Below are 21,510 nucleotides of genomic sequence, written 5' to 3'. Positions count from 1 at the left end.
GCATTACGGGAGGACCTCCTGCGGGGATTCGCCGAGCTCGCGGGTGACCGCGGCGACAAGGTTGGTGACGATCTCGGTCATCAGCCGTGCGCCGATGGCGGGGCTCGCCGCCGCAGCCCGGTAGACCACGCCGGTCTTGGTCCGCAGATCCTGCGGCACGGGGAGGACGAAGTAGCGCGCCCGGCGCGGGATCTCGTCGTCGGCCAGCAGCTCGTTCCGGACCAGGTGCGGCGCGGCGTGCATCACCAGGCTCGTCTCCACCATGGCCGCGTGGTGGTCGTCGTGGCGGGCGACGCCGGTCTCGGCCGCGATCGCGTTGCGGCTCTCCTCGGTCACCACGTCCCACCAGGTGACGGCCATGATCCGGGCCTGCGGCGCGGTGTCGGCGAACAGCTCGGCCGCCTCCCTGAGCGCGCCCAGGTTGACCTTGTGCGAGTCGAGCAGCACGAACCTGCGGGCGCCGTGCCGGTAGGAGGCGCGCAGGATGTCCAGCACCAGGCTGGTGAAGGTCGCGGCCCGCACGTTGGTCACGCCGGGGAACCGGCCGCCGCTGGCCGCGGGGTCGGTGGCCAGGCCGTAGGTCAGGGGCGGCAGGACCAGGACGCCGAGCCGCTCCTCCAGCTGCCGGGCGAGATGGTCGGAGATGATCGTGTCCGCGGAGAGCGGCAGGTGGGGGCCGTGGCCGTCGATCGAACCGATCGGCAGGACGACGATCCGCCGTCCGATCTGGTCGTCGTACTCCTGCCATGTCATGTCCGCTATGCGCATCAGTGCGTCTCCTCTGTGGAGGGCCCTGCCGGCGCCGCGTGCGTGAGCGCGCCCGGCGCGCCGCCGCGGCGGGTCCGGCCGGCGGCCGCGGGGGCGTCGCGGTCGACCCAGCCGAGGCTGGGGGGCGGCGGTCCGCCCGCGGGGCGGCGGCGCCGGAGGTGAAGGAAGTCCTCCTTGTTGCCGCAGCCGAATCCGGCTCCGCAGGCGGCCCACGGCTCGCGCGCCGGGCGGAGCTCGAACCCCTCGTCGAGGACGTTGCCGATCCGGTCCTTGTCCAGGGCCTGGTAGCGCGAGCACCGGTACACGTCGCCGCGGATGCCGATGTAGAAGTAGTCGTGGCCCGCGCTGCACATCTCCCCGCGCAGGTCCCGCATCGCGGCCATGTTGAGGTCGAGCAGCTCGGGATGCGCGCCGAGGCGGATCGCGCGGTCGATCCCGTCCTCCGCCCGCTCGCGCAGCACGGGAACCATGGCGCCGAGCTCGGTGTGCACGCCGTGCGGCGTGAGGGGGTCGTAGCCGAGGTCGAGGTTGAACCGCAGGCCCGCGTCCTCGGCGGCCCGCCCGAGATCGACGACCTCCTGCTCGTTGTCCGGGAACAGCAGGCCGTTGACGACGACGAAGCAGCCGTAGCGCTCCTGCGCGAAGCGGGCGTTCGCGATGAACCGCTCCAGCGGGATCTCCGTCGGGTGGTAGGTCACCCACAGTGAGATCTTGCTGATGTCCCCTTCGCGGTCGAGCTGCTCAAGGCGGCGCTTCAGCAGTGACCCATTGGTCAGCAGTTCGACGAAGTCGATGTTCGGACGCCTGCTCAGCCCGGCCGCCTTCGACAGGAACGGCCGCGAGGCGAACGGTTCTCCCAATGTCGCCAGCCGCACTCCGATCTGGAACGGCCGGTCGGCGATCCAGTCGACGATCTTCTCGAAGCGGGACCGGTCCTCGTCCGACCAGTCCCCGGAATTGCTTTTGGCGTAATCGTTGACGGAAACGCAGTAAGCGCAACGGAAATTGCAGAGCCGCTGTCCGGAGACGTACCAGATGCGAACGCTGCGGGGGACCGTTTCCTCAGGCACGGCCCACCCCCCGGTGACAGGCTTTCACCGGGAAGCTGGCGAGCGGGCGGAACTGCCGGCGGGGAAAGTCGGGCAGCTGGTCATGGCACGTCCGGCAGAGGTAGTCGTCGGGCGCGTCGGCGACACCGAAGACTCTGCGGCGCAGCCGGACCGCCGCCTCGCTCGTCATGAGCTCGTGCACGGAGCCGGAGCGGATATTGCCGAACTTCTCGCGCTGGTAGTAGTCGTTGCAGCAGATGAACATGTCGCCGCCGACCGAGAAATGCGCGTGGTTCACCGGCCAGCCGCAGCCCCGCAGCCTGCCCTCGACGCGGACGTCCTGGTGGTAGTCCTCCGCCAGCGATCCCGCCCGGTCCGACAGCAGCGTCGAGCGGACCGCGACGCCGCGCGGCTCGAACCGCGCCCGCAGCTCGCCGAGCCGCCGCCGCGCGTCGTCCCCGCCGCCGTTGACCACCATCTCCATCGGCAGCCCGGCGTCGAGCGCGGCCTCGACGCCCTCCAGCGTCCGCGCGAGTCCCCTGGTGCCCGTCAGGTCGCGGAACGAGTCCTCGTCGAGCGCCGGAAGGTTCACCACGAGCTGGAACAGCGTGTCCCCCTGGCGGAGCAGGGCGATCTTCTCCTCGGTCAGCCTGCTGGCGTTGGTGAACAGCCGCAGCTTCAGCCCGTGCTCGCGCAGGACCGCCAGGCGCTCGGCGAAGAAGCGGTCCAGCGTGGGCTCGTTGTAGAAGTGGAACGTGACGTACCGGATGGTGTCGTACGGAGCGATCTTCTGGATGATCTCCTCGAACAGCGGCATCGGCATCGTCGCCGACGGCTTGCGATCGAGTGAGACGGGGCAGAACTCGCAGCCCCAGTTGCAGTGCGCCGTGACCTCGATCTGAGCGGTGGTCAGCAGGTAGTCGGCGCACAGGTCCGCGGGGGGCTGCAGCCAGCCGCGGCCGGCCAGGTCGTCGACGACCGCGGGGCCGTGCGCCGCCGCGAGCACCGGCCGCCCGACCGGCGCCGCCGCGGCGTCGTTCAGGGCGTCGAGCGCGGCGGCGTCCGCGTGCCAGACCACGGAACGGTCCAGGCCGATCGCCCCGAACGCGGCCCACTCCGGCGCGGTCACGTCGGGATATGCCGGCGTCAGTTCGTCGATCGCGTACACCACCGGGCTTTCGTCGCCGGGGCGGACGAATGTCAGATAGGGCGAGGTCTGCAGCAGATCTGATGTCTGCCGTACGCCCGCGCCGGAGGCGGAGGGCGATTGCTCAATTCGAGGTCGTAATCCGTCCGTTCGCAGGTCAGACCCATTCACTCGGGCGCCTCCCAGTTGCCGATGGCTGCAGGTGGTCACACACAAGCGTCATACGGCGGGCGCGGTTCGACATAAACCGCGGCCCGCGGCGGGAGCATCTGGGTGATCTTGACCTAACTTCCCGTGGATTTCAACCCCTTGACCGCCGGGCGGCTACGGGTTGACGGCGAACGGGGAGGTCGCGCGTATGGAGCGGCGCTTCGACGCTTTTCGGACGGTCGATTAACCGGCCGTCTAAGCTCCAATTCGCCGATGGCGTATCAAGGCTGATCCTTCAACTATTCCGATGAAGGCGGCCGGCGTGAAAGGGACGGGCGGCCTGTGGGAAAGGGTGGGCGGCCTGCGTGAAAGGGGCAGGTGGCCTGGGGAAAGGAGCGGGACCGGCATCCGCCGCCAGGATGGCCGGGCCCGCCCGCGGGTCATCCCTTGACGGTCAGTAGCGGCCGCAGCTCGACCACCGGGTCCGCGACGCCGGCCCGTTCGAGGCTGGAGACGACCGGGCCGATGTCCTTGTACACCCACGGCGCCTCCTGCTTGAGGTCGCGCCGCCAGGCGGCCATGACGTCCGCGCGGCGGGTGACCGCGGGGTCGCGGTGGTCGAGGGGCGTGACCACACGGAACCCGGTGAGGAACGCGTCGAGTTCGGCGTCGCCGGCCCGGGACGCCGCACCGCGCGGAACGCGGCGGCCGGCGCCGTGGCACGCGCTGGCCAGCGTCCGCGGGTCGCCGTGCCCCCGCAGCACGTAGCTGGCCGCCCCCATCGACCCGGGCACGATGACCGGCTCGCCCCACATCGCGTACGGTCCGCCCGCCATCTCGGCGTACCCGCCCGCGGGCGTCGCGCCCTTGCGGTGCACGACCGACCCGTCGTCGTGCCGCCACAGCAGGTTGTGCGGGGCGTCGTAGACCAGGTCGCCGGTGAGGGGGCCGCACTCCGCGGCGAGGCCCTGGCGCAGCATGAGCGAGAGGAAGAACCGGTTGCCGACCGCGAAGTTGGCGGCGTTGCCGAACGCGTCGAGATAGCGCCCCAGCGCGGCCTCGTTCCGCTCGCCGAGAAGGATGGGAAGGATCTTGTTGTCCGGCAGCGGGACGGACGCGGGCCACGCCTTCCTCGCCCGCTCCAGCCCGTCGGCGTTCGCCTGGTGCCCCAGCGACAGCGAGCCGCTGTGCACCATCATCACGACCTGCCCGGGCTCGAAACCCCAGGCGTAGGCGGCCCGCCGGTCGTGGACCGACGCGACGTACTGCAGTTCGGCGAAGTGGTTGCCGCCGCCGACGCTGCCGATGATGCTGTCGTAGCTGGTCCCGCCCGCACTGTCGATCCAGTCGCGGAACGGCTCGGCGGTCGTGGTCGGGTACCGCTCGCCGTGGATCCGGCCCGGCCGCCCGTCCTCGGGCCGGTACTGCGACCAGATGCCGCTCGCGTGATTTCCCGGTGCCGCGAGGAGGCCGGGCAGTCCGTCGCGCAGCAGGGCCTCCCGCTGGAGCCCCGACAGCGCGATCCGCCGGCCGCCCTCGAAGAACAGGTGCCGCAGGCGCCCTTCCAGCGCGTCCAGCCGGGGACGGACCTGGTCGACGGTGAGCGAGGTCGTCTCCAGCCGCATGCCGCAGTTGATGTCGTTGCCGACCGCCTGCGGGATCAGCGCACCGCTGGTCCGCAGCACGGTGCCGATCGGGATCCCGGCGCCCTTGTGCAGGTCCGGGGTGAGCGCGACGCGGTCGATGCCCGCGCCGGGGTGGCCGGTCGCGTCGGCGAGCCGCGCCAGGGTGTCGGCGGTTTCGAGCACGGTGAGGATCTCCTCGATCGCGCTGGGCTCTATCGGCACGTCGGCGCCGGCGCAGATGTCGACGGGGACGTCCCACCGGTTGGGGAGACGGAGCCAGCCGTCGTCGGTGCGGACGAGGCGGGAGTCCTGAGGGGACGCGGTCATGGGCTTTCCTTGGTGGCTGCTGGATTTCGGGCATGGGTCTCAGACGTGGTCGTCCAGAGCGGACGCACGGGACATCGCTCCGTTGGCGATGGACTCCCCGAGGTTCAGCAGCCGCGAGGTGGGACGAACACTAGCCGGGCCCGGCGGCCCGGCCAACCGGATTAGCCCGGGGGCGCCCCTGGCGGCACGCGAACGGCGGGGAGGCAGAGCCTCCCCGCCGCCGGGTCATTCAGAGCCTTCCTTGCGACTCTGGATCACCGCCGCCCCGCAGGAGGCGACGAGGATCAGGCCGATCGCCGCCAGCCCCAGCGGGCCGGGGGCGGTGTGCGCCGCGACCATCCCCAGGAAGGTCCCGAGGAGGGTGCGCAGCGGGGAGAGCATCACGGTCGTGGACGCGAGAAGCCCTCTGCCGTAGGCCTTCACCATGACGACTCCGTTGAGCAGCGTGAGGAACATCCCGCTGCACGCGCAGATCAGCAGATACAGCCAGTAGCCATCCGTGATGCCGGCCCAGTCGCTCTCGAACGCCAGCGCGCCCAACCCGAGGACGACGAAGGCGGGGATGCCGGCGAGAGTGTTGATCTTCCCTCGGACATCCGTGCCGAGCACCTCCATCTTCCTGCTGTAGTAGGCGTAGGTGGCCGCGGTGAGGAACAGGATTCCCAGTCCCAGTCCCCAGTCCGGAACGAGCAGGCCCAGCACCTGGATCTGCGGTATCACGTCGGTGAAGGCTCTCCCGCCCGTGCCGCCGGCAGTGTCGGCGGCCAGGACCCAGATGCCGAGCCCGGCCAGAATCGGCCACATGGCGGTCGAGTATCTCCCGTTCCTGGCATCCCGCACGACCTTGGGGCCGACCAGGAAGATAGCGCTGAACAGGAATGAGAGCGGCTGGAGGAGTTGCAACTGAACCCACCGCAAGCCGTTCTGGTAGGCCATGTTGTTCACCCCCAGGCTGACGCCGAGGAGGAGGGACGGCATCCATACGGACCAGCGGCTTCGCAGCGACGGTCTGAAGAACACCCACATGATCGGTATTCCGACGAAGACGGAGACGCAGGCTGCCGTCATCGGCCCGACACTCTTGGTCACGCCCGTGAGCGCCAGGACGAAGCCGTTGGCGACGCCCGCCGCGTTCGCGGTCATGACCATCGCGAGCACTCTTTTGTCCGCAGCCCGCAGATCGCTTGCCAGCGTCCTCAGATATCTGCGGACGCCTGCGAGAAAATTTCGCGGGCGCCAACTTTTCTCTTCCACGGGAACCCCTTTGTTTGTTGGGGCGCACAAAGGGATCCCGGAGGCATCGGCCCCGGCCCTTCGTGCGCCCGCTTTCACGGACGACTGAAGAGCCGGAACGGCTTTTTCAGTTTTTGATCGCGTGGCGATCTTATCAGGCGAGTGGCAGGGAAAACGGAAACCATTTCCGCCCGAGAGGTCGCGGAGCCGCCGCTCCGCCGCGCGCCGTCAGGGGCCGGGCGAACTCCGCCCGGGTAGACGGGTCCCGGTGCTCCGCGGCCGGTTCAGGGGATCGCCGGAGGGGTCCTCAACGCCGATCTGAAAGGGCGGTGGAATTCGGAAGGCGCACGTCATCGGCGCGCCGCGGGAAATCGATCACCTACTGCACCGTGCGGTCACCGGGCCGCCCGCCGCACGGCCGAGCGCCCGCGAGCACGTCCCGCGGCCGGTGGAGGTCCGCTCGCGCGCGCTGCGGGTGGGTGGGGCCGGATCAGGAGCCGGCGTGGTCCCGGGGGCGGGACGCGAGGTGCTCGCCGACCCGTCCGACGAGGAGGGCCATCTCGTAGCTGATCTGCGCCGGGTCGGCGGTGGCGTCGCTGAGCACGGTCAGCGAGGCGCCCTCGCCCGCCGCGGTGACGAACAGGAACGCGTTGCGCATCTCGATGATCGTCTGGTGCACCTCGCCCGCGTCGAACTGGCTTCGCGCGCCCTGCGCCAGGCTCTGCAGGCCGGCGGCCAGCGCGGACAGGTACTCGGCGTCCTCCTGGCTCAGGCCGGCGGACGCTCCCATGAGGATCCCGTCGGCCGACTGCACCACCGCTCTGGTGACCTGGGGCACGCGTTTGACGAGCCCGTCGATCAGCCAGTCCAGCCGGTCGGCCGATTGGTCTCGAAGCGGCGCCACGTTTGTTCCTCTTTTCCGAGACATGGTGGAGTCCGGGTCATCGAACGCCGGCCCCCATGCTCCCATCGACCCGTCGGCAAGATCCACAAATTTCCGGACATATGATCAAGTTTGTGGCTACGGTGACACGAGATTCGGCCGTCCGGACATCACCAAGCCTGGGAGACGACACACCATGTTCGAGTTCATCGACCATGTCCACGCCGGCCTCGGCTGCTCTGCCCGGTGAGGGGCTCGCGCCGCAGGCGCTCGATCCGCTTCTCGCTCTTCGGCTTGATCATCATCCCGATGATCTCGCTGGTCACGTTGTGGGCCTTCGCGGCGCAGAGTACCGCGTCCGAAGCCATCAACCAGCGCAACCTCGACACCACCAACGAGATCTACGGCGGCGCCGCGCAGCCGTTGCTGGTCACCCTCGCCCAGGAGCGGCAGGAGTCGGTGGTCTGGCTGAACCGCCACAACGTCCTGCCGCGCACGTCGATGGACGCCGTCCGCAAGAAGATGGACGGCACGATCGTCCAGATGAACAAGGCCGTGCGCTCCGATGAGTTCCAGGCCACCCTGACCGGCCCGATGAAGCAGCGGCTCTCGGTGCTGATGGGGAAGCTCAACCGGATCAACGGTCTCCGGAGCCGGGTCGACTCCCGCAGCCTGACGCGGCTGGAGGCGTTCGACGCCTACAACGACGTCCTCGAAGCCCACTTCCAGTACGTCAACGTGCTGGTCGCCGGCGACGGCCTCCAGCAGTCGTACCACCTGGCCAACATGTCGCGCTCCATCGAGTTGCTCGGCCGCGAGGTGGCGCTGGTGGGCGGCGTGATCAGCGACGGGGGCCGGATGACCCCCGGCGAGCACAGCGCGATCAGCAAGCTGGTGTACGAACGGCGCTACCTGGAGGACTCGAGCCTCTCCCAGCTCAAGCCGGCCACCGCCGCCCCCTTCCGGCAGGCGCTGTCGTCGCCCGCCGTGACGTCCTTCACCGCGGTGGAGGACGGCATCCTGGCGACCCGCCCCGGGGCGAAGCTGCGGATCAGCCCGGACGGCTGGAAGGCCGCCGCGGGGACCTCCATCGGTGCGGTGGACGGCGCCCTCGGGAAGTCCCGGGCACTGGGCGCCGCCGACGCCAAGAAGACCTCCGACGAGACCCTGACGCGCCTCGCCCTCATCGGCGCCGTCGGCCTGGCGGCGATCGTGCTGACCGCGCTTCTCATGCTCCGGTTCGGCCGCCGCATCAGCCGCGACCTGCTCGGCCTGCAGAACACCGCGCGCTCCCTGGCCGAGGAGCGGCTGCCCGACATCGTGCGGCGGCTGAGCCGCGGGGACGAGGTCGACGTGGCGGCGGAGGCTCCGCCGCTGGAGGGCGGCAAGACGGCCGAGGTGTTCAACGTCACGGCCGCGTTCTCGTCCGTCCAGCGCACCGCCGTCGAGGCCGCCGTCGGCCAGGCCGAGCTGCGCGCCGCGGTCAACCAGGTGTTCCAGAACCTGGCCAGGCGCAACCAGTCGCTGCTGCACCGCCAGCTGGCGATGCTGGACACGCTGGAGCGCAAGGCCTCCGACCCGGACGCGCTGGCCGATCTGTTCGCCATCGACCACCTCACCACCCGCATGCGCCGGCACGCCGAGGGCCTGATCATCCTGTCCGGCGCCGCGCCCGGGCGCGGCTGGCGCCACCCGGTCGGCATCGTGGACGTGCTGCGCGGCGCCATCGGCGAGATCGAGGACTACGCCCGCGTCGAGGTGGTCAGCACGGCGGAGGAGGCCATCGTCGGCTCGGCCGTCGCCGACGTGATCCACCTGCTGGCCGAGCTGATCGAGAACTCGACCGTCCTGTCGCCGCCCAACACGCCGGTCGAGGTCGACGCCGGGCTGGTCGGCCAGGGGTTCGTGGTGGAGATCCAGGACCGCGGCCTCGGCATGAGCCCGGAGAAGCTGGCGGCCGTCAACGAGCAGCTCAGCCGCGAGCCCGAGTTCGACCTGAGCAACGGCGACCAGCTCGGGCTGTTCGTCGTCGGGACCCTCGCGCACCGGCACGGGATCAAGGTGGCGCTGGAGCCGAACTCCTACGGCGGCCTCAAGACCGTCGTGCTCCTGCCGCACTCCCTGGTCGTGTCGGCGGACCGGACCGCCCGCGCGGAGGACGCCGGCACCGGTGCGGCCCCCGCCCCCGCGGCCGTCCCGACCGGTGGCGCTCCGCACGAGACCGCGCCGCCGGCGGGCTCCCCCCACCAGGACATCATCGGCCGCGACACGCGGGAGTATGCGATGGACTCCGTTGGACGGCACCGCGTCGGCGCGGCAGAGCTCCGCGGCGACCACGACCCGCTCGGCATGCGACCGCCGCCCGAGCCGCCCGGCCCGGCCGTGCCGCCCGCGGAGAGGCCCGTGCAGACGGCGTCCACCACCGCGAGCACCCACGCGGGAATGCCGCGTCGCGTACGCCGCGCGAACCTGCCCGCGCAGCTGCTCGACGACGCGTCGCCCGCCCAGGAGGAGAAGAAGCCCTCCGGACAGGAAGCGCGCTCGCCGGAGCGGGCCCGCTCGGTCATGGCCTCGATGCAGAGCGGGTGGCGGCGGGGGCGGGCCGAACCGCCGTCGGCGCCGTCCGCCGGACCGAACGACGAGGGTGAACGATGATGGAACCACCGATCACGGCCGAGGCCGTGCGCCGGCTTCTCGACCGCCTGGTCGACGGAACCGAACTGGTGGGCGGTGCGGTCCTGCTGTCCAGGGACGGGCTGGTCGTCGCCTGCTCCTCCGGCCTCGGCCGGGAGGACTCCGAGCATCTGGCCGCGCTGGTGGCGGGCGTGCAGGGCCTCGCCCGCGGCGCGTGCCGGCGGTTCGACGGCGGTGAGCTGCTGCAGAGCGTCATCGAGATGGACTCGATGCTGGTGTTCATGGTGTCGGCGGGGGAGCACGCGTGCCTCGCCGTGCTGAGCTCCCCGGACGCCGACGCGGGCGCGGTCGTGTACGCGATGACCGAGCTCGCCGAAGGACTCGCCGAGCGGCCGCCGGTCATCCCCCGGCTGTCGGGGGCGAGTGTTAGGTGAGACCCGGTGAGCAGTGACCGATGGCTCGACGCGGACGCGGGACCCGTCGTCCGCCCCTACACGGTGACGCGGGGCCGGACGCGGCTGCGCGACGACAGCCTCGACTTGATCTCCGTGCTGGAGGCGACCGGTGTGCCGGTCTCCCGGCGGGCGCGGCTCGACCCTGAGCACCGCAGGCTGCTGGCGATCTGCCGGCGGCCGATCACCTTCGCCGACCTGGCGTCCGAGATCGACCTGCCCGTCGGCGTCGTGCGGGTCCTGGTCGACGACCTGCGCGACGAGAATGTGCTCAGGGTGCTGAAACCGACTCCCACCGGCGATGTCCCGGACGAGCTCGTACTAAGGAAGCTGCTGAATGGACTACGTGCACTCTGACACCGCCGTCCACGACCCCGTCGCGTCCGCCGGCGGCGGCCAGCTGACCGCCGCGAAGATCCTCATCGCCGGCGGGTTCGGGGTCGGCAAGACGACCATGGTGGGGTCGATCAGCGAGATCCGCCCGCTGCGCACCGAGGAGCTCCTCACCGACCGGAGCGTCGGCGTCGACGACACGGCGGGCGTGGACGGCAAGACCAGCACCACCGTGGCCATGGACTTCGGCCGGATCACGCTTCCGGACGACCTGGTGCTCTACCTGTTCGGCACGCCGGGCCAGCAGAGGTTCTGGTTCATGTGGGACGAACTGGTGCTGGGCGCCGTCGGCGCGGTGGTGCTCGCCGACGTGCGCCGCCTCGCCGACTGCTTCGGCGCCGTCGACTACTTCGAGGACCGCGGCACCCCTTTCATGGTCGCGGTGAACTGCTTCGAGGGCGCCGAGCGCAAGGACCCCGAGGACGTGCGGATCGCGCTGGACCTGGACGAGGACGTGCCGCTGGTGCTGTGCGACGTGCGGAGCCGGGAGTCGGCCAAGATGGTGCTGATCACCATGGTCCAGCACGTCCTCACCAGGACCGTGTCCCGGCGCTGAGGCCGCCCGCGCGGCGGACCGCGGCGCGTCCGCGGCTTCGCCGCCGGCCTCACCCGAGCTTCGACGCCGTGCCGGTCGCGCAGGGAGCCGGCTGCCACCCGGCGCGAAGACGACCGGATGCGATGACCCCTGCCCGCGCCGCCGATCGCGCCCGCCCCCTCGGGGATCGGCACAGCGCACCCCACTCAGATCCCCCTCGTCCGAGCTTGAGGTGATCAGGACAAACACCGATGACGTCGCATGCCACAGCCCGCTTCCTCAGCTGAAATGGATCGAATGACAACCTCCCTGCCCTCCTTCCCCGCCGCTAACGAAGCCCCCCTCGACACCTGCGTCCGGCTGCGGGAGATCGCTCCCGTGGTCGAGGTGGAGTTCCCCGGCGGCGTGCCCGCCTATCTGGCGCTGACCCATGAAGCCGTCCGGGAGATCCTCGCCGGGGACAACCGGACCTTTCTGCGGGAGCCGGAGCACTGGCCCGCGTTGCACGACGGGTCGATCCCCGAGGACTGGCCGCTGCGCGCCATCGTCGAGGGCGGTCACCTGTCCACCAAGGACGGCGCCGACCACCGGCGGCTGCGCGGCCTGGTCGGCAAGGCGTTCACGCCCGCGCGGGTGAAGGCGCTGGAGCCGCGCGTCCAGCAGATCGTCGACGCCCTGCTCGACGACGTGACGGCCGCCGGCGACGGTGTGGACCTGGTTCCAGCCTTCACCGAGGCGCTGCCGATGTGGGTGATCTGCGAGCTCTTCGGCGTTCCCGCCGAGGACCGTTCCAAGATGCGTGACTGGACCGCCGCGCTGCTGGCGCACACCACGCCTCCGGAGGAGGCGTTCGCGACGCAGAACGCCCTTCAGGCCTACCTGCACCAGCTGGTGGAGACCAAGCGCCGGACTCCCGGCGACGACCTCACCACCGGCCTGGTGCAGGCCAGCGACGAGGGCGACAAGCTCACCACCGACGAGCTGGTCGGCGTGCTGTGGCTGATGCTGGTCGCCGGCCACGAGACCACCGTCCACCTGCTCGGGCACGCCGTCATCGCGCTGTCCCAGAACCCCGACCAGCTCGAACTGGCCAAGGCCGGGGACCGCTGGGACGACGTGGTCGAGGAGACCCTGCGCTACCGCCACTCGGTCATGATGACCAGCTTCCGCTTCACCGCGGAGGACGTGACGATCGCCGGGGTGCCCATCCCCAAGGGCCAGGCGGTCGGCGTCGTCTACCAGGCGAGCGGCCTCGACCCGGCCGAGTACGGTGAGACCGCGGACCAGTTCGACATCACCCGGGAACAGAACTCACGCCTCGGCTTCGGCCACGGCCCCCGGTACTGCATCGGAGCGTCGCTGGCCCGCCTGGAGGGGCGGCTGGCGCTCGCCACGCTGTACCGGCGACTCCCCGACCTCGCCCTGGCCATCGACCCCGGCGAAATCCCCTACTCCCCGTCCTTCTTCACCGTCGGACCGCTTTCCCTTCCCGTCACCCTCGGGACCCCGAACTCCTGACGCGCCCCTCGGCCCGGCGGCTCCGTCCGCCGGGCCGGCCCCCTGCGGACACGCTCCACCGGCCCGCCAGCACCTCGCTGACGCGCCAAAGTCGGGTGGAGATCGGGCGAAACACCCTCGCGCAGGCCGCCGGCAACGCCGACCTGCGCCTTTCTGTCGTGTACCCCCTACCGGATTCGAACCGGCGCTACCGCCTTGAAAGGGCGGCGTCCTAGGCCGCTAGACGAAGGGGGCCCGTGGTGGCGGACATGGTCGCCACTCGACTCGCCAAGTCTAGAGGACGTGGCGGGGCGGCGTGCAAACGGTTACCTCGGGGAGGTGGTGCGAGACGGGGTGGCGGTCGGGGACGGGCGGGACGGGCTGACGGTCGGGGACGGGGTGCGGGACGGCCAGTCGGACGGGAACTCCGAGGGGAACGGGGACGTCGGGGACGCGGGCGGGGACGCGGCCGGGGGCTGGGGCGTGACGGGGCGGTCCGGGGCCGGTTCGAGGTGGCGTTCGATCTGGGCGGACGTGAGGCCGAGGCCGCCGAGGCGGAGGTCGTCCCAGCCCTGGAGGCGGTGGCTGGCGCGGCTGAAGTAGAGGACGGACAGCTCGATGGGGGTGGGCTCCTCGTGTTCGAGGCCGCGCAGGCCGGCGCCGCCGGTGGAGCCCTGGACGAACAGGCGGGTGCCGGTGGGCAGGAGCTTGGTCGAGCGGGTGTGGGTGTGGCCCGCGAGGACCATGGGGGCGACGCCGGAGAAGCCTTCGCCCTCGGTGGGGTCGTGGGTGACGACGAGGTCGGGGAGCTTGCCCGCCCTGCGGAGCTCGTCGGCGTGCCTGAGGCCCTCGGCGCGGAGCTGGTCGGCGCCGACGTAGTCGTCGCGGGTGCTCTTGTCGGGGGTGAAGCGGGGGTCGCCGAGGCCGTAGACGCGCAGGCCCGCGACCTCGCGGGTCTCGCCGTCCAGGACGATGGCGTTCTTCTTCCGCCCGACGGCCTTCTGGGTCTCCTTGGAGTCGTGGTTGCCGCGGACGTAGACGTAGGGGACCTTCAGGTCGGAGATCTCGTCGGCGAACTTGTCCTCGGGCTTGCTGCCGTGGTCCATCAGGTCGCCGCTGTCGACGACGACGTCGACCTTGAACTGCGTGCTGACGGACTTGATCACGTTCCAGGCGGCGGGGTTGAGGTGGATGTCGGAGACGTGCAGGACGCGGATGGTGGAGGGGTCGGGCTCGTAGGTGGGGAGGGTGGACGTGGTGGCGTACAGCTCGGAGATGTTGCCGACGAGGCGGGCGAGCTGGGCGCGGTAGGCGGAGAAGCGCTCGACGATGCTGCGGGCGTCGCCGACGACCTGGGGGGCGTTGGCGAGCAGGCCGGTGTAGCGGGGCTCGGCGATGGACTGGGGGTTGAACGTCCCCCAGGTGATGAGGGTGACGGCGACGAGGCCGGCGGCGGCGGAGCCCAGGCCGAGCAGGGCGCGCCGCCAGGAGCGGAAGAGGGCGAGGGACGCGACGAAGCTCGTGGCCAGGCCGATGAGGACGGCGCGCAGGAGGAGTTCGGCGAGCCCGTGGCGGAGCTGGCCGGCGATCTGGTCGGTGAGGCGGTCGACCTCGGTGTCGTCCTCGATCAGCTTCTTGGCCTGGTCGGGGCGCAGGTCGGTGAGGCGGGCCTCCAGGGAGACCGGGCCCCCGTGGGTGTCGAGACGGAGGGAGCCGAGCGGGGGCAGCTTCAGGGTCGTCCCGCCGTGCAGGGACGGGTGCAGGGTGAGCTGGACGTCCGCCGGGCCGACGGGGGTGACGTAGCTGCCGCCGGCGAGGAGGCCGAGGTAGCCTCCGGCGAGGCCGACGATGACGACGAGGGAGAACCGCGTCCAGCGGCTGGTGAGGACGGGCCGGGCGCGGCGGGTGACGGGCGAGCAGGCGGCGCGGGCGCGCGCGGCCTGTGCGCGTACGGCGGCGAGAGCCTGGGTCGACGCGGCGCGGACCTTGGGCACGTGTTCCCCTTCTGTCGAGCAGAATGACCAGTGTGATGGAGTTGTCGCGAGAGGCGTTCGAGGACCTCGTGGCGGAGGCTCTCGACAGTGTGCCGCCCGAGCTGACCGCCCACATGCGCAATGTCGTCATCGTCGTGGAGGACGACGCGCCCGAGCGCGGCCTGCTCGGCCTGTACCAGGGCATCCCCCTCACCGAGCGGGGCGACTGGTACGGGGCCGTCCTGCCCGATCACATTTCGATCTACCGTCACGAGATCCTCCGGATCTGCGACACCGCGGAGGACGTGGTGGAAGAAGTCCGGATAACAGTCGTACACGAGATCGCGCACCACTTCGGGATCAGCGACGAGCGACTGCACGAACTCGGATATTGATCAGGGAAATGCGCACTGTAGGTCACGCGACTGCCACGCAGCGTGAGTTAATAGGGGAGGGCGCCCGGCACCGGGCGGGCTGAACTGGAGCGTGCGTGGCGGGAAGGCAGACCGGCCGGCATCGTCGTCCGCCGGATGAGCAGGCGACCTACCGCGAGGTGTTCGCGGTGGGCGAGTTCCGCGCTCTCTGGCTCGCGCAGGCCCTGTCGTTCGTCGGCGACCAGCTCGCGCAGGTCGCGCTGGCCGTGCTCGTGTACGACCACACCCAGTCGACGCTGCTCACGGCGCTGATGTACGCGCTGACCTACATCCCGCCGATCGTGGGCGGGCCGGTGCTGTCCGGCCTCGCCGACCTGTTCCCGCGCCGGACGGTCATGGTCGTCTGCGACGTCCTGCGGGCCGGGCTGGTGGCGGTGATGGCGCTCGTGCCGATGCCGGTCGCGGGGCTCGCGGGGCTGGTGTTCCTGACGGTGCTCCTGGGGACGCCGTTCTCCGCCGCCCGCGCCGCGGTCATGCCGGACGTGCTGGAGGGCGACCGGTATGTGGCGGGCTCGGCGATCGCGAGCGTCACCCAGCAGATCACGCAGGTCCTGGGCTTCCTCCTGGGCGGCGCGGCCGTCGCCGTCGTCGGGACCTACGAGGCCCTCGGGCTGGACGCGCTGACGTTCGGCGCGTCCGCCGTCGTGCTGATCGGCGGGCTGCGGCGGCGGCCCGCGCAGCGGAGCAGGGAGCGCCAGTCGCTCGGGCTGTGGCGCGGGACGCGCGACGGCGTGCGGCTGGTGTTCGGCGATCCGGTGCTGCGGTCGCTGGTGCTGTTCGCGTGGCTGTGCGCGTTCTACGTGATCCCCGAGGGCCTGGCGGTCCCGTACGCGGCGACGTTCGGGGGCGGCGCGGTGACGGCCGGGCTGCTGCTGGCGGCGATGCCGGCGGGGATGGTGGTGGGTTCGCTGCTGTTCAGCCGGTTCGTCCGTCCGGCGAGCCGGCTCCATGTCATGGGATGGATGTCGATGCTGGCGTGCCTGCCGCTGATCGGCGCGGGCGCGCATCCGCCGCTGTGGTGCGTCGTCGTGCTGTGGGCGCTGTCGGGCGTCGGCGGCGCGTACCAGCTCGCCGCCAACACCGCCTTCGTGGGGGCGGTGCCGGCGTCGGGACGGGGGCAGGCGTTCGGGCTCGCCCAGTCCGGCATCCTCGCCGGTCAGGGCGTCGGCATCCTCGTCGGCGGCGCCGCCGCCCAGGTGCTGGGGCCGGAGACGGTGGTGGCGCTCGCCGGCGTCCTCGGCCTGTCGGCCGCCGCGATCCTCACCCTGGGCTGGAACCAGGTCCGCGGCGGGGTCATCGCCGGGACGCGCGAGCACGTCGAACCCGTCGTCGTCACCCCCTCCGCCGGGGGCGGCGACGAGCTGTCCGGCATCCCGGCGTCCTAGGCGTGGGTGCGGTTCTTGTTGACCGCGTCCTTCGTCTTCCGCACCGCGTCCTGGACGGTCGGCGAGTCACCGGCCTTCTTGAACAGGTCCTCGGCGACCGACTTCTGCGCGCCCTCCTCGGGGATGAGCAGCCACGCGATCGCGTAGAGCGCGATGCCGGCGCCGCCGAAGATCGTGAAGATGGCCAGGCCGAGCCGGAGCATGTTGGGGTCGACGCCGAGGAACCGGCCCGCGCCGGAGCACACCCCGGCGATCATGCGTCCCTCGTGCGTGCGGCGGAGCTGCTTGCTCGGGGTGGTGCCCGTGGTCTTGTCCATGTCCATGCCTCGATCATGCCCAGCGAAAGGTAACTCTGACATCCGGATTCGCCCTGATTCATCCCTGATCGCACCCCTGCCCGGTCAGGGTCGGGCCTCCGACGTACCCTCGTCGCGGACGGCCCCGGACGGAGGAGATCCCGCATGGACGTGCTGCGCGTAGACGACCGGCTCACCGGCGAGGAGCGGATGGTCCGCGACACCGTGCGCGCCTTCGTGGCGGAGAAGGTGGCGCCGCACCTGGCGGCCTGGTTCGAGGACGGGACGTTCCCCGCGCGCGAGCTGGCCCCCGAGCTGGGCAAGCTGGGCCTGCTCGGCATGCACCTGGAGGGCTACGGCTGCGCCGGGACGAGCGCCGTCGCCTACGGGGTGGCGTGCCGGGAGCTGGAGGCGGCCGACTCGGGGCTGCGCAGCTTCGTGTCCGTCCAGGGCTCGCTGGCGATGGCGGCGATCCACAAGTACGGGTCGGAGGACCAGAAGAACGAGTGGCTGCCGAGGATGGCCGCGGGGGAGGCGATCGGCTGCTTCGGGCTGACCGAGCCCGACCGCGGCTCCGACCCCGGCGACATGCTCACCCGCGCCGCCCGGGACGGCGCCGACTGGGTGCTGGACGGCGCCAAGATGTGGATCACCAACGGTTCGATCGCCGACGTCGCGGTGGTGTGGGCGCGCACCGACGACGGGATCCGCGGCTTCCTCGTCCCCAAGGACACCCCGGGGTTCACCACGAGCGACATCCACCGGAAGCTGTCGCTGCGGGCATCGGTCACCTCCGAGCTGGTGCTGGACGGCGTGCGCCTGCCGGAGTCGGCGATGCTGCCCGGAGTGAAGGGCCTGAAGGGCCCGCTCGGCTGCCTCTCGGAGGCCCGGTACGGGATCCTGTGGGGTGCGGTCGGGGCCGGGCGATCCTGCTACGAGGCCGCCGTCGACTACGCCAAGACCCGCGAGCAGTTCGGCAAGCCGATCGGGTCGTTCCAGCTCACGCAGGAGAAGCTCGCCTGGATGGAGGTCGCCCTCGGCCAGGCGGGCCTCGTCGCCCTGCACATCGGGCGGTTGAAGGACGAGGGGAACGTGACCCCGCAGCAGGTCTCGTTCGGCAAGCTCGCCAACGTCCGCGCCGCGCTGGACGTCGCCCGGGAGGCCCGCACCGTCCTCGGCGCCAACGGGATCACGCTCGAATACCCGGTGATCCGGCACATGAACAACCTGGAGAGCGTCCTGACCTACGAGGGCACCCAGGAGGTCCACCTGCTGACCCTGGGGAAGGCCGTCACCGGGCTGGACGCCTTCCGTTAAGCATTGCTCGACCCCTCCGCGTAGGGTTAATCACTGGACGTCCTGTATCGGACCTGGGCAGACTCGCCCGGTCAAGCGATCTACACGAGGGAGCGGCATGAGAGTCGGCATCGTCGGGGCCACCGGACAGGTCGGGGCCAAGATGCTCGAGATCCTGGCCGAACGAGGATTTCCGGTCGACGAGCTGCGGCTCTTCGCCTCCGCGCGTTCCGCGGGCCGCAGGCTCCCGTGGAACGGCGCCGAGGTCACCGTCGAGGACGCGGCGGCCGCCGACTACACCGGGCTCGACATCGTGCTGTTCTCCGCGGGCAAGACCACGTCCAAGGAGCTGGCGCCGAAGGTCGCCGCCGCCGGAGCCGTCGTGATCGACAACTCCTCGGGCTGGCGGATGGACCCGGACGTCCCGCTGGTCGTCGCGGAGGTCAACCCGCACGCCGCGAGGCAGCGCCCGAAGGGCATCATCGCCAACCCGAACTGCACCACGATGGCCGCGATGCCGGTGCTGCGCCCCCTGCACGCCGAGGCCGGGCTGACCGCCCTCGTCGTCTCCACCTACCAGGCCGTCTCCGGCAGCGGCCTCGCCGGCGTGGCCGAGCTGCACGACCAGGCGGCCAAGACCGTCCAGACCGCCGACCGGCTGACCCACTCCGGGACGGCCGTGGAGTTCCCCGAGCCGTCGGTCTACGTGCGCCCGATCGCGTTCAACGTGCTCCCCATGGCGGGCTCGATCGTCGACGACGGCCTCGCCGAGACCGACGAGGAGCAGAAGCTCCGCAACGAGAGCCGCAAGATCCTTGAGCTTCCGGACCTGAAGGTGTCGGGCACCTGCGTGCGCGTCCCCGTCTTCACCGGCCACTCCCTGCAGGTCAACGCCCGCTTCGAGCGCCCGATCAGCCCCGAGCGCGCCAGCGAGCTGCTGGCGGGCGCGCCCGGCGTCGCCCTCTCGGACGTCCCGACGCCGCTCCAGGCCGCCGGCCAGGACCCCACCTACGTGGGCCGCATCCGCCGCGACGAGACCGTCGAGAACGGCCTCGCCCTGTTCTGCTCCGGCGACAACCTGCGCAAGGGCGCTGCCCTCAACACCGTCCAGATCGCCGAACTGGTCGCCGCCGAGAGCTAACGGCGCCCCCGCACCTCCAGGGTGTCGAGAAGGGCGGCGGTGCTCCGCGCGATCTCCTCCACGGCCCGGTCGAACGCCTCCGCGTTATGCGAGGCGGGCGCCCGGAACCCGGAGATCTTCCGCACGTACTGGAGCGCCGCCGCCCGCACGTCCTCATCGGTGACGTCGTCGGAGTAAGGCGGTCGAAGCGTCTTGATACTGCGGCACATGCCTCCAGTCTGCCCCGCCCCACCGACAACCCGCACAGTGCCGAAGCGCCCTGGTCCGCAGAAGTAGACCAGGTGGGTCGGGCTGACCTCAGCCACCGCCGCGACCCCGCGACAACCTCAATGGTTGCGATCGCGTCCGAAGGCAGGTTCGAGCGAAGCAAGAATCTGATCGCGCAGAGAGCCGCAAGGCGAGACGGAGCGATGCAGCGATCGCCCGCAGTCCCCGACGATGGAGGGCCGTCAGGCCCGAAGGAGGAGGGCACTGCGATAAGCACAAAAACGCCCCTCCTGGCTGGGGCCAGGAGGGGCGTTTGGGCGGGGGGCGGGCCCCGTCTTCCTGCCGGTGCACGGGGCGGGCCGAGATCGTCCCGTGCGGTCGCCGGTGAACGGCCCTGGGGGTGGGGCCGGGCTGTTCACGAGTGGATCGCGGCGGGTGGGCCGGTGTCAACGAATCCATCCGCCACTGGATTTTCAATGGTGTGAACGGGGGCCGTGGGAAACTCTGAAACCGGCCCCCGGCCAGCGGTTACTTGGTGATCTTGATGTTGTCCAGGCCGGCCTCGACGAGGCTGCCGGTTCCGTTGTCGGCGGCTTCGGCGACGATGCGGACGGTCTGGCCGGCGTAGGCGGAGACGTCCGCGGTCCGCGTCTGCCAGGAGCCGGCGCGGTTGGCCGCCGCTCCGGCCTGGTCGAGGACGGTCGTGGAGCCGTTCGGTCCGACGACCCGCACCCGCAGGTAGTCGTCGGTGGAGCTGTTGTTCAGGTGGGCGAGGTACCAGGAGAACGACAGCGTCTTCGAGCCGGCCGGCAGCGCGATCGCGGGCGACTGGACGGTGGTGGTGCCGCCGTCGAGGTCGTAGGTTCCGGCGTCGGTTCCGGCGGCCGCGCCCGTCACGAGGGCGCCGCTGCCGCCCGCGGCGGCGAGCTGCAGGTTGGTGCCGGAGTAGCTGGTCGGCTGCGGGGTGCCCCGCTCCCAGCGGCCCGCGGTGGCGGTGTCGGTGCCGTTCGGGTTCGCGGTCCAGCCGGTGCCCGATTCGAGGTCGTCGGTGAAGACGGTGTCGCCGGGCGGTTCCGTGGTGCCTCCGTCGCCGCCGAGCGTCCAGACCGCGTGGGCGATGGCGTCGGAGTTGCGGTCGAGCGCGGTGTCGTCGATGTTGGACGAGGTGTCGCAGGACGAGTGGTAGCAGCGGTCGAACGCGACGCCGGCCTGGCCGCCCCACAGCTGCGCCTGCTGCGTCGTCTTGCGTCCCTCGGCCCCGGTGAACAGGCCTCCGGCGGCGATCCCGTACCGGATGAACGGCCCGTAGTCGGAGCGCCCGTCGAACGCGGTGTCCTGGACGGGCACGTTGATCGACTGGAAGTAGGCGCGCAGCGTCTGCTCGATCTCGGCCGATCCGGCGGGGCCGCCGCTGCCGCTGGAGCCGTCGCCGTCGTAGGCGAAGTAGCCCGGGTTGGGGGAGCCGACCATGTCGAAGTTCAGATAGCTCTTGATCTTCGACCGCTCGGTGGAGGCGAGGTTGTTGACGTAGTTGGTGGAGCCGACGAGGCCGAGCTCCTCGGCGCCCCACCAGCCGAACCGCAGGTGCCGCTTGGGCGCGTACTTCTCGCGGGCGATGGTGAGGGCGATCTCCAGGTTGGCGGCCGAGCCGGAGCCGTTGTCGTTGATGCCGGGCCCGGCGGTGACGCTGTCGAGGTGCGCGCCGGTCATCAGGACGTTGTTCGTGTCGCCGCCCGGCCAGTCGGCGATGAGGTTGTAGCCGGTGGAGCCGTTGTAGGTGAACGACTGGACGCTGGTCTGGTAGCCGGCGGCGTCCAGCTTGCCCTTCACGTAGTCGATCGAGGCGCGGAAGCCGGGGCGGCCGTGGGCGCGGTTGCCGCCGTTGGCGGTGGCGATGCTCTGCAGCTGGGACAGGTGCGCCTTGACGTTGGCGAGCGAGATGTCGGGGGCGGCCAGTGTGGCGGGCGCGGCCGCGGCGCCGGACGGGGCGAGCAGGGCCGACGCCGCGAGGGCCGCCGCGCCCAAGGTCGCGATCATGCGCGATCTCATGCGTTCCTCCAGGTAGGGGCGCGACCCGCGACGGGG

19 protein-coding genes and 1 tRNA gene are annotated in these 21,510 nt (G+C 71.1%); 9 read left to right on the top strand and 11 right to left on the bottom strand.

Annotated features, from left to right (window positions below; all coding sequences use genetic code 11):
* Nucleotides 1–3 precede the first annotated feature (3 nt).
* The 6 genes from AB0K37_RS12920 to AB0K37_RS12895 form a co-directional block, all read right to left on the bottom strand.
* The gene (locus AB0K37_RS12920) at nucleotides 4–768 is read right to left on the bottom strand and encodes a creatininase family protein (protein WP_363979192.1); all 765 of its coding nucleotides are present in this window, start codon (nucleotides 766–768) and stop codon (nucleotides 4–6) included.
* Nucleotides 768–1,838: a radical SAM protein gene (locus tag AB0K37_RS12915; RefSeq protein ID WP_363979189.1), complete on the bottom strand. Its 1,071-nt coding sequence runs from the start codon at nucleotides 1,836–1,838 to the stop codon at nucleotides 768–770. Before AB0K37_RS12915 ends, AB0K37_RS12920 begins: the two co-directional genes overlap by 1 nt.
* Nucleotides 1,831–2,988, bottom strand: coding sequence for a radical SAM/SPASM domain-containing protein (locus AB0K37_RS12910; protein WP_363979186.1), 1,158 nt, complete (start codon nucleotides 2,986–2,988; stop codon nucleotides 1,831–1,833). The genes AB0K37_RS12915 and AB0K37_RS12910 overlap by 8 nt, the downstream gene beginning before the upstream one ends.
* 566 nt (nucleotides 2,989–3,554) lie before the next feature.
* Nucleotides 3,555–5,066 (bottom strand): RtcB family protein, encoded by a 1,512-nt coding sequence (locus AB0K37_RS12905; protein ID WP_363979183.1) that lies wholly within the window; start codon nucleotides 5,064–5,066, stop codon nucleotides 3,555–3,557.
* Between the two features lie 225 nt (nucleotides 5,067–5,291).
* On the bottom strand, nucleotides 5,292–6,215 hold the full coding sequence (locus AB0K37_RS12900; protein ID WP_363979180.1) for a hypothetical protein: 924 nt from the start codon (nucleotides 6,213–6,215) through the stop codon (nucleotides 5,292–5,294).
* 574 nt (nucleotides 6,216–6,789) lie between these two features.
* Nucleotides 6,790–7,203 (bottom strand): roadblock/LC7 domain-containing protein, encoded by a 414-nt coding sequence (locus AB0K37_RS12895; protein WP_363979177.1) that lies wholly within the window; start codon nucleotides 7,201–7,203, stop codon nucleotides 6,790–6,792.
* Nucleotides 7,204–7,491: 288 nt separating this feature from the next.
* Here AB0K37_RS12895 and AB0K37_RS12890 point away from each other — a divergent pair, with 288 nt between their 5' ends.
* From AB0K37_RS12890 to AB0K37_RS12870, 5 genes are all read left to right on the top strand, one after another.
* The gene (locus AB0K37_RS12890) at nucleotides 7,492–9,837 is read left to right on the top strand and encodes a nitrate- and nitrite sensing domain-containing protein (RefSeq protein ID WP_363979174.1); all 2,346 of its coding nucleotides are present in this window, start codon (nucleotides 7,492–7,494) and stop codon (nucleotides 9,835–9,837) included.
* Complete coding sequence (locus AB0K37_RS12885) at nucleotides 9,834–10,250, top strand: roadblock/LC7 domain-containing protein (protein WP_363979171.1); 417 nt, start codon at nucleotides 9,834–9,836, stop codon at nucleotides 10,248–10,250. Before AB0K37_RS12890 ends, AB0K37_RS12885 begins: the two co-directional genes overlap by 4 nt.
* Nucleotides 10,251–10,256: 6 nt before the next feature.
* A complete protein-coding gene (locus AB0K37_RS12880) occupies nucleotides 10,257–10,625 on the top strand; it encodes a DUF742 domain-containing protein (RefSeq protein WP_363979168.1) in 369 nt (122 codons plus the stop codon).
* A complete protein-coding gene (locus tag AB0K37_RS12875) occupies nucleotides 10,606–11,217 on the top strand; it encodes an ATP/GTP-binding protein (protein ID WP_363979165.1) in 612 nt (203 codons plus the stop codon). Before AB0K37_RS12880 ends, AB0K37_RS12875 begins: the two co-directional genes overlap by 20 nt.
* Nucleotides 11,218–11,493: 276 nt before the next feature.
* Nucleotides 11,494–12,714 carry a cytochrome P450 gene (locus AB0K37_RS12870; protein WP_363979162.1) on the top strand — a complete coding sequence of 407 codons (1,221 nt, stop codon included), beginning with the start codon at nucleotides 11,494–11,496 and terminating at the stop codon, nucleotides 12,712–12,714.
* A 161-nt stretch (nucleotides 12,715–12,875) separates the two neighbouring features.
* On the opposite strand, the gene AB0K37_RS12865 is transcribed toward AB0K37_RS12870, so the two are convergent.
* Nucleotides 12,876–12,948: transfer RNA gene (locus AB0K37_RS12865), tRNA-Glu, on the bottom strand.
* Nucleotides 12,949–13,019: 71 nt separating this feature from the next.
* Entirely contained in the window at nucleotides 13,020–14,687 is a 1,668-nt protein-coding gene (locus tag AB0K37_RS12860) for a metallophosphoesterase (protein WP_363979159.1), read from the bottom strand.
* Between the two features lie 32 nt (nucleotides 14,688–14,719).
* Between AB0K37_RS12860 and AB0K37_RS12855 the strand changes: the two genes are divergently transcribed.
* Together AB0K37_RS12855 and AB0K37_RS12850 are read left to right on the top strand one after the other, a co-directional pair.
* Nucleotides 14,720–15,061 (top strand): metallopeptidase family protein, encoded by a 342-nt coding sequence (locus AB0K37_RS12855; RefSeq protein ID WP_345185163.1) that lies wholly within the window; start codon nucleotides 14,720–14,722, stop codon nucleotides 15,059–15,061.
* Nucleotides 15,062–15,156: 95 nt separating this feature from the next.
* A complete protein-coding gene (locus AB0K37_RS12850; RefSeq protein ID WP_363979156.1) occupies nucleotides 15,157–16,485 on the top strand; it encodes an MFS transporter in 1,329 nt (442 codons plus the stop codon).
* On the opposite strand, the gene AB0K37_RS12845 is transcribed toward AB0K37_RS12850, so the two are convergent.
* Nucleotides 16,482–16,808 carry a PspC domain-containing protein gene (locus AB0K37_RS12845; RefSeq protein ID WP_363979152.1) on the bottom strand — a complete coding sequence of 109 codons (327 nt, stop codon included), beginning with the start codon at nucleotides 16,806–16,808 and terminating at the stop codon, nucleotides 16,482–16,484. The two genes, AB0K37_RS12850 and AB0K37_RS12845, sit on opposite strands and share 4 nt — an antisense overlap.
* A gap of 138 nt (nucleotides 16,809–16,946) precedes the next feature.
* On the opposite strand from AB0K37_RS12845, the gene AB0K37_RS12840 reads away from it, so the two are divergent.
* Nucleotides 16,947–18,098, top strand: a complete 1,152-nt coding sequence (locus AB0K37_RS12840) for an acyl-CoA dehydrogenase family protein (protein ID WP_363979150.1) — start codon at nucleotides 16,947–16,949, stop codon at nucleotides 18,096–18,098.
* A 97-nt stretch (nucleotides 18,099–18,195) separates the two neighbouring features.
* Complete coding sequence (locus AB0K37_RS12835) at nucleotides 18,196–19,218, top strand: aspartate-semialdehyde dehydrogenase (protein ID WP_363979147.1); 1,023 nt, start codon at nucleotides 18,196–18,198, stop codon at nucleotides 19,216–19,218.
* On the opposite strand, the gene AB0K37_RS12830 is transcribed toward AB0K37_RS12835, so the two are convergent.
* Both AB0K37_RS12830 and AB0K37_RS12825 read right to left on the bottom strand, forming a co-directional pair.
* Nucleotides 19,215–19,427: a DUF2277 domain-containing protein gene (locus AB0K37_RS12830; protein WP_363979144.1), complete on the bottom strand. Its 213-nt coding sequence runs from the start codon at nucleotides 19,425–19,427 to the stop codon at nucleotides 19,215–19,217. The two genes, AB0K37_RS12835 and AB0K37_RS12830, sit on opposite strands and share 4 nt — an antisense overlap.
* A gap of 526 nt (nucleotides 19,428–19,953) precedes the next feature.
* On the bottom strand, nucleotides 19,954–21,474 hold the full coding sequence (locus AB0K37_RS12825) for a M28 family peptidase (protein WP_363979141.1): 1,521 nt from the start codon (nucleotides 21,472–21,474) through the stop codon (nucleotides 19,954–19,956).
* Between the last annotated feature and the right edge of the window lie 36 nt (nucleotides 21,475–21,510).

It is taken from the genome of Actinomadura sp. NPDC049753, assembly GCF_040674655.1.
Lineage (GTDB): Bacteria > Actinomycetota > Actinomycetes > Streptosporangiales > Streptosporangiaceae > Spirillospora > Spirillospora verrucosospora.
The sequence above is the reverse complement of the archived record's forward strand: the minus strand, read 5'-3'. Positions and strand labels throughout refer to the sequence as shown.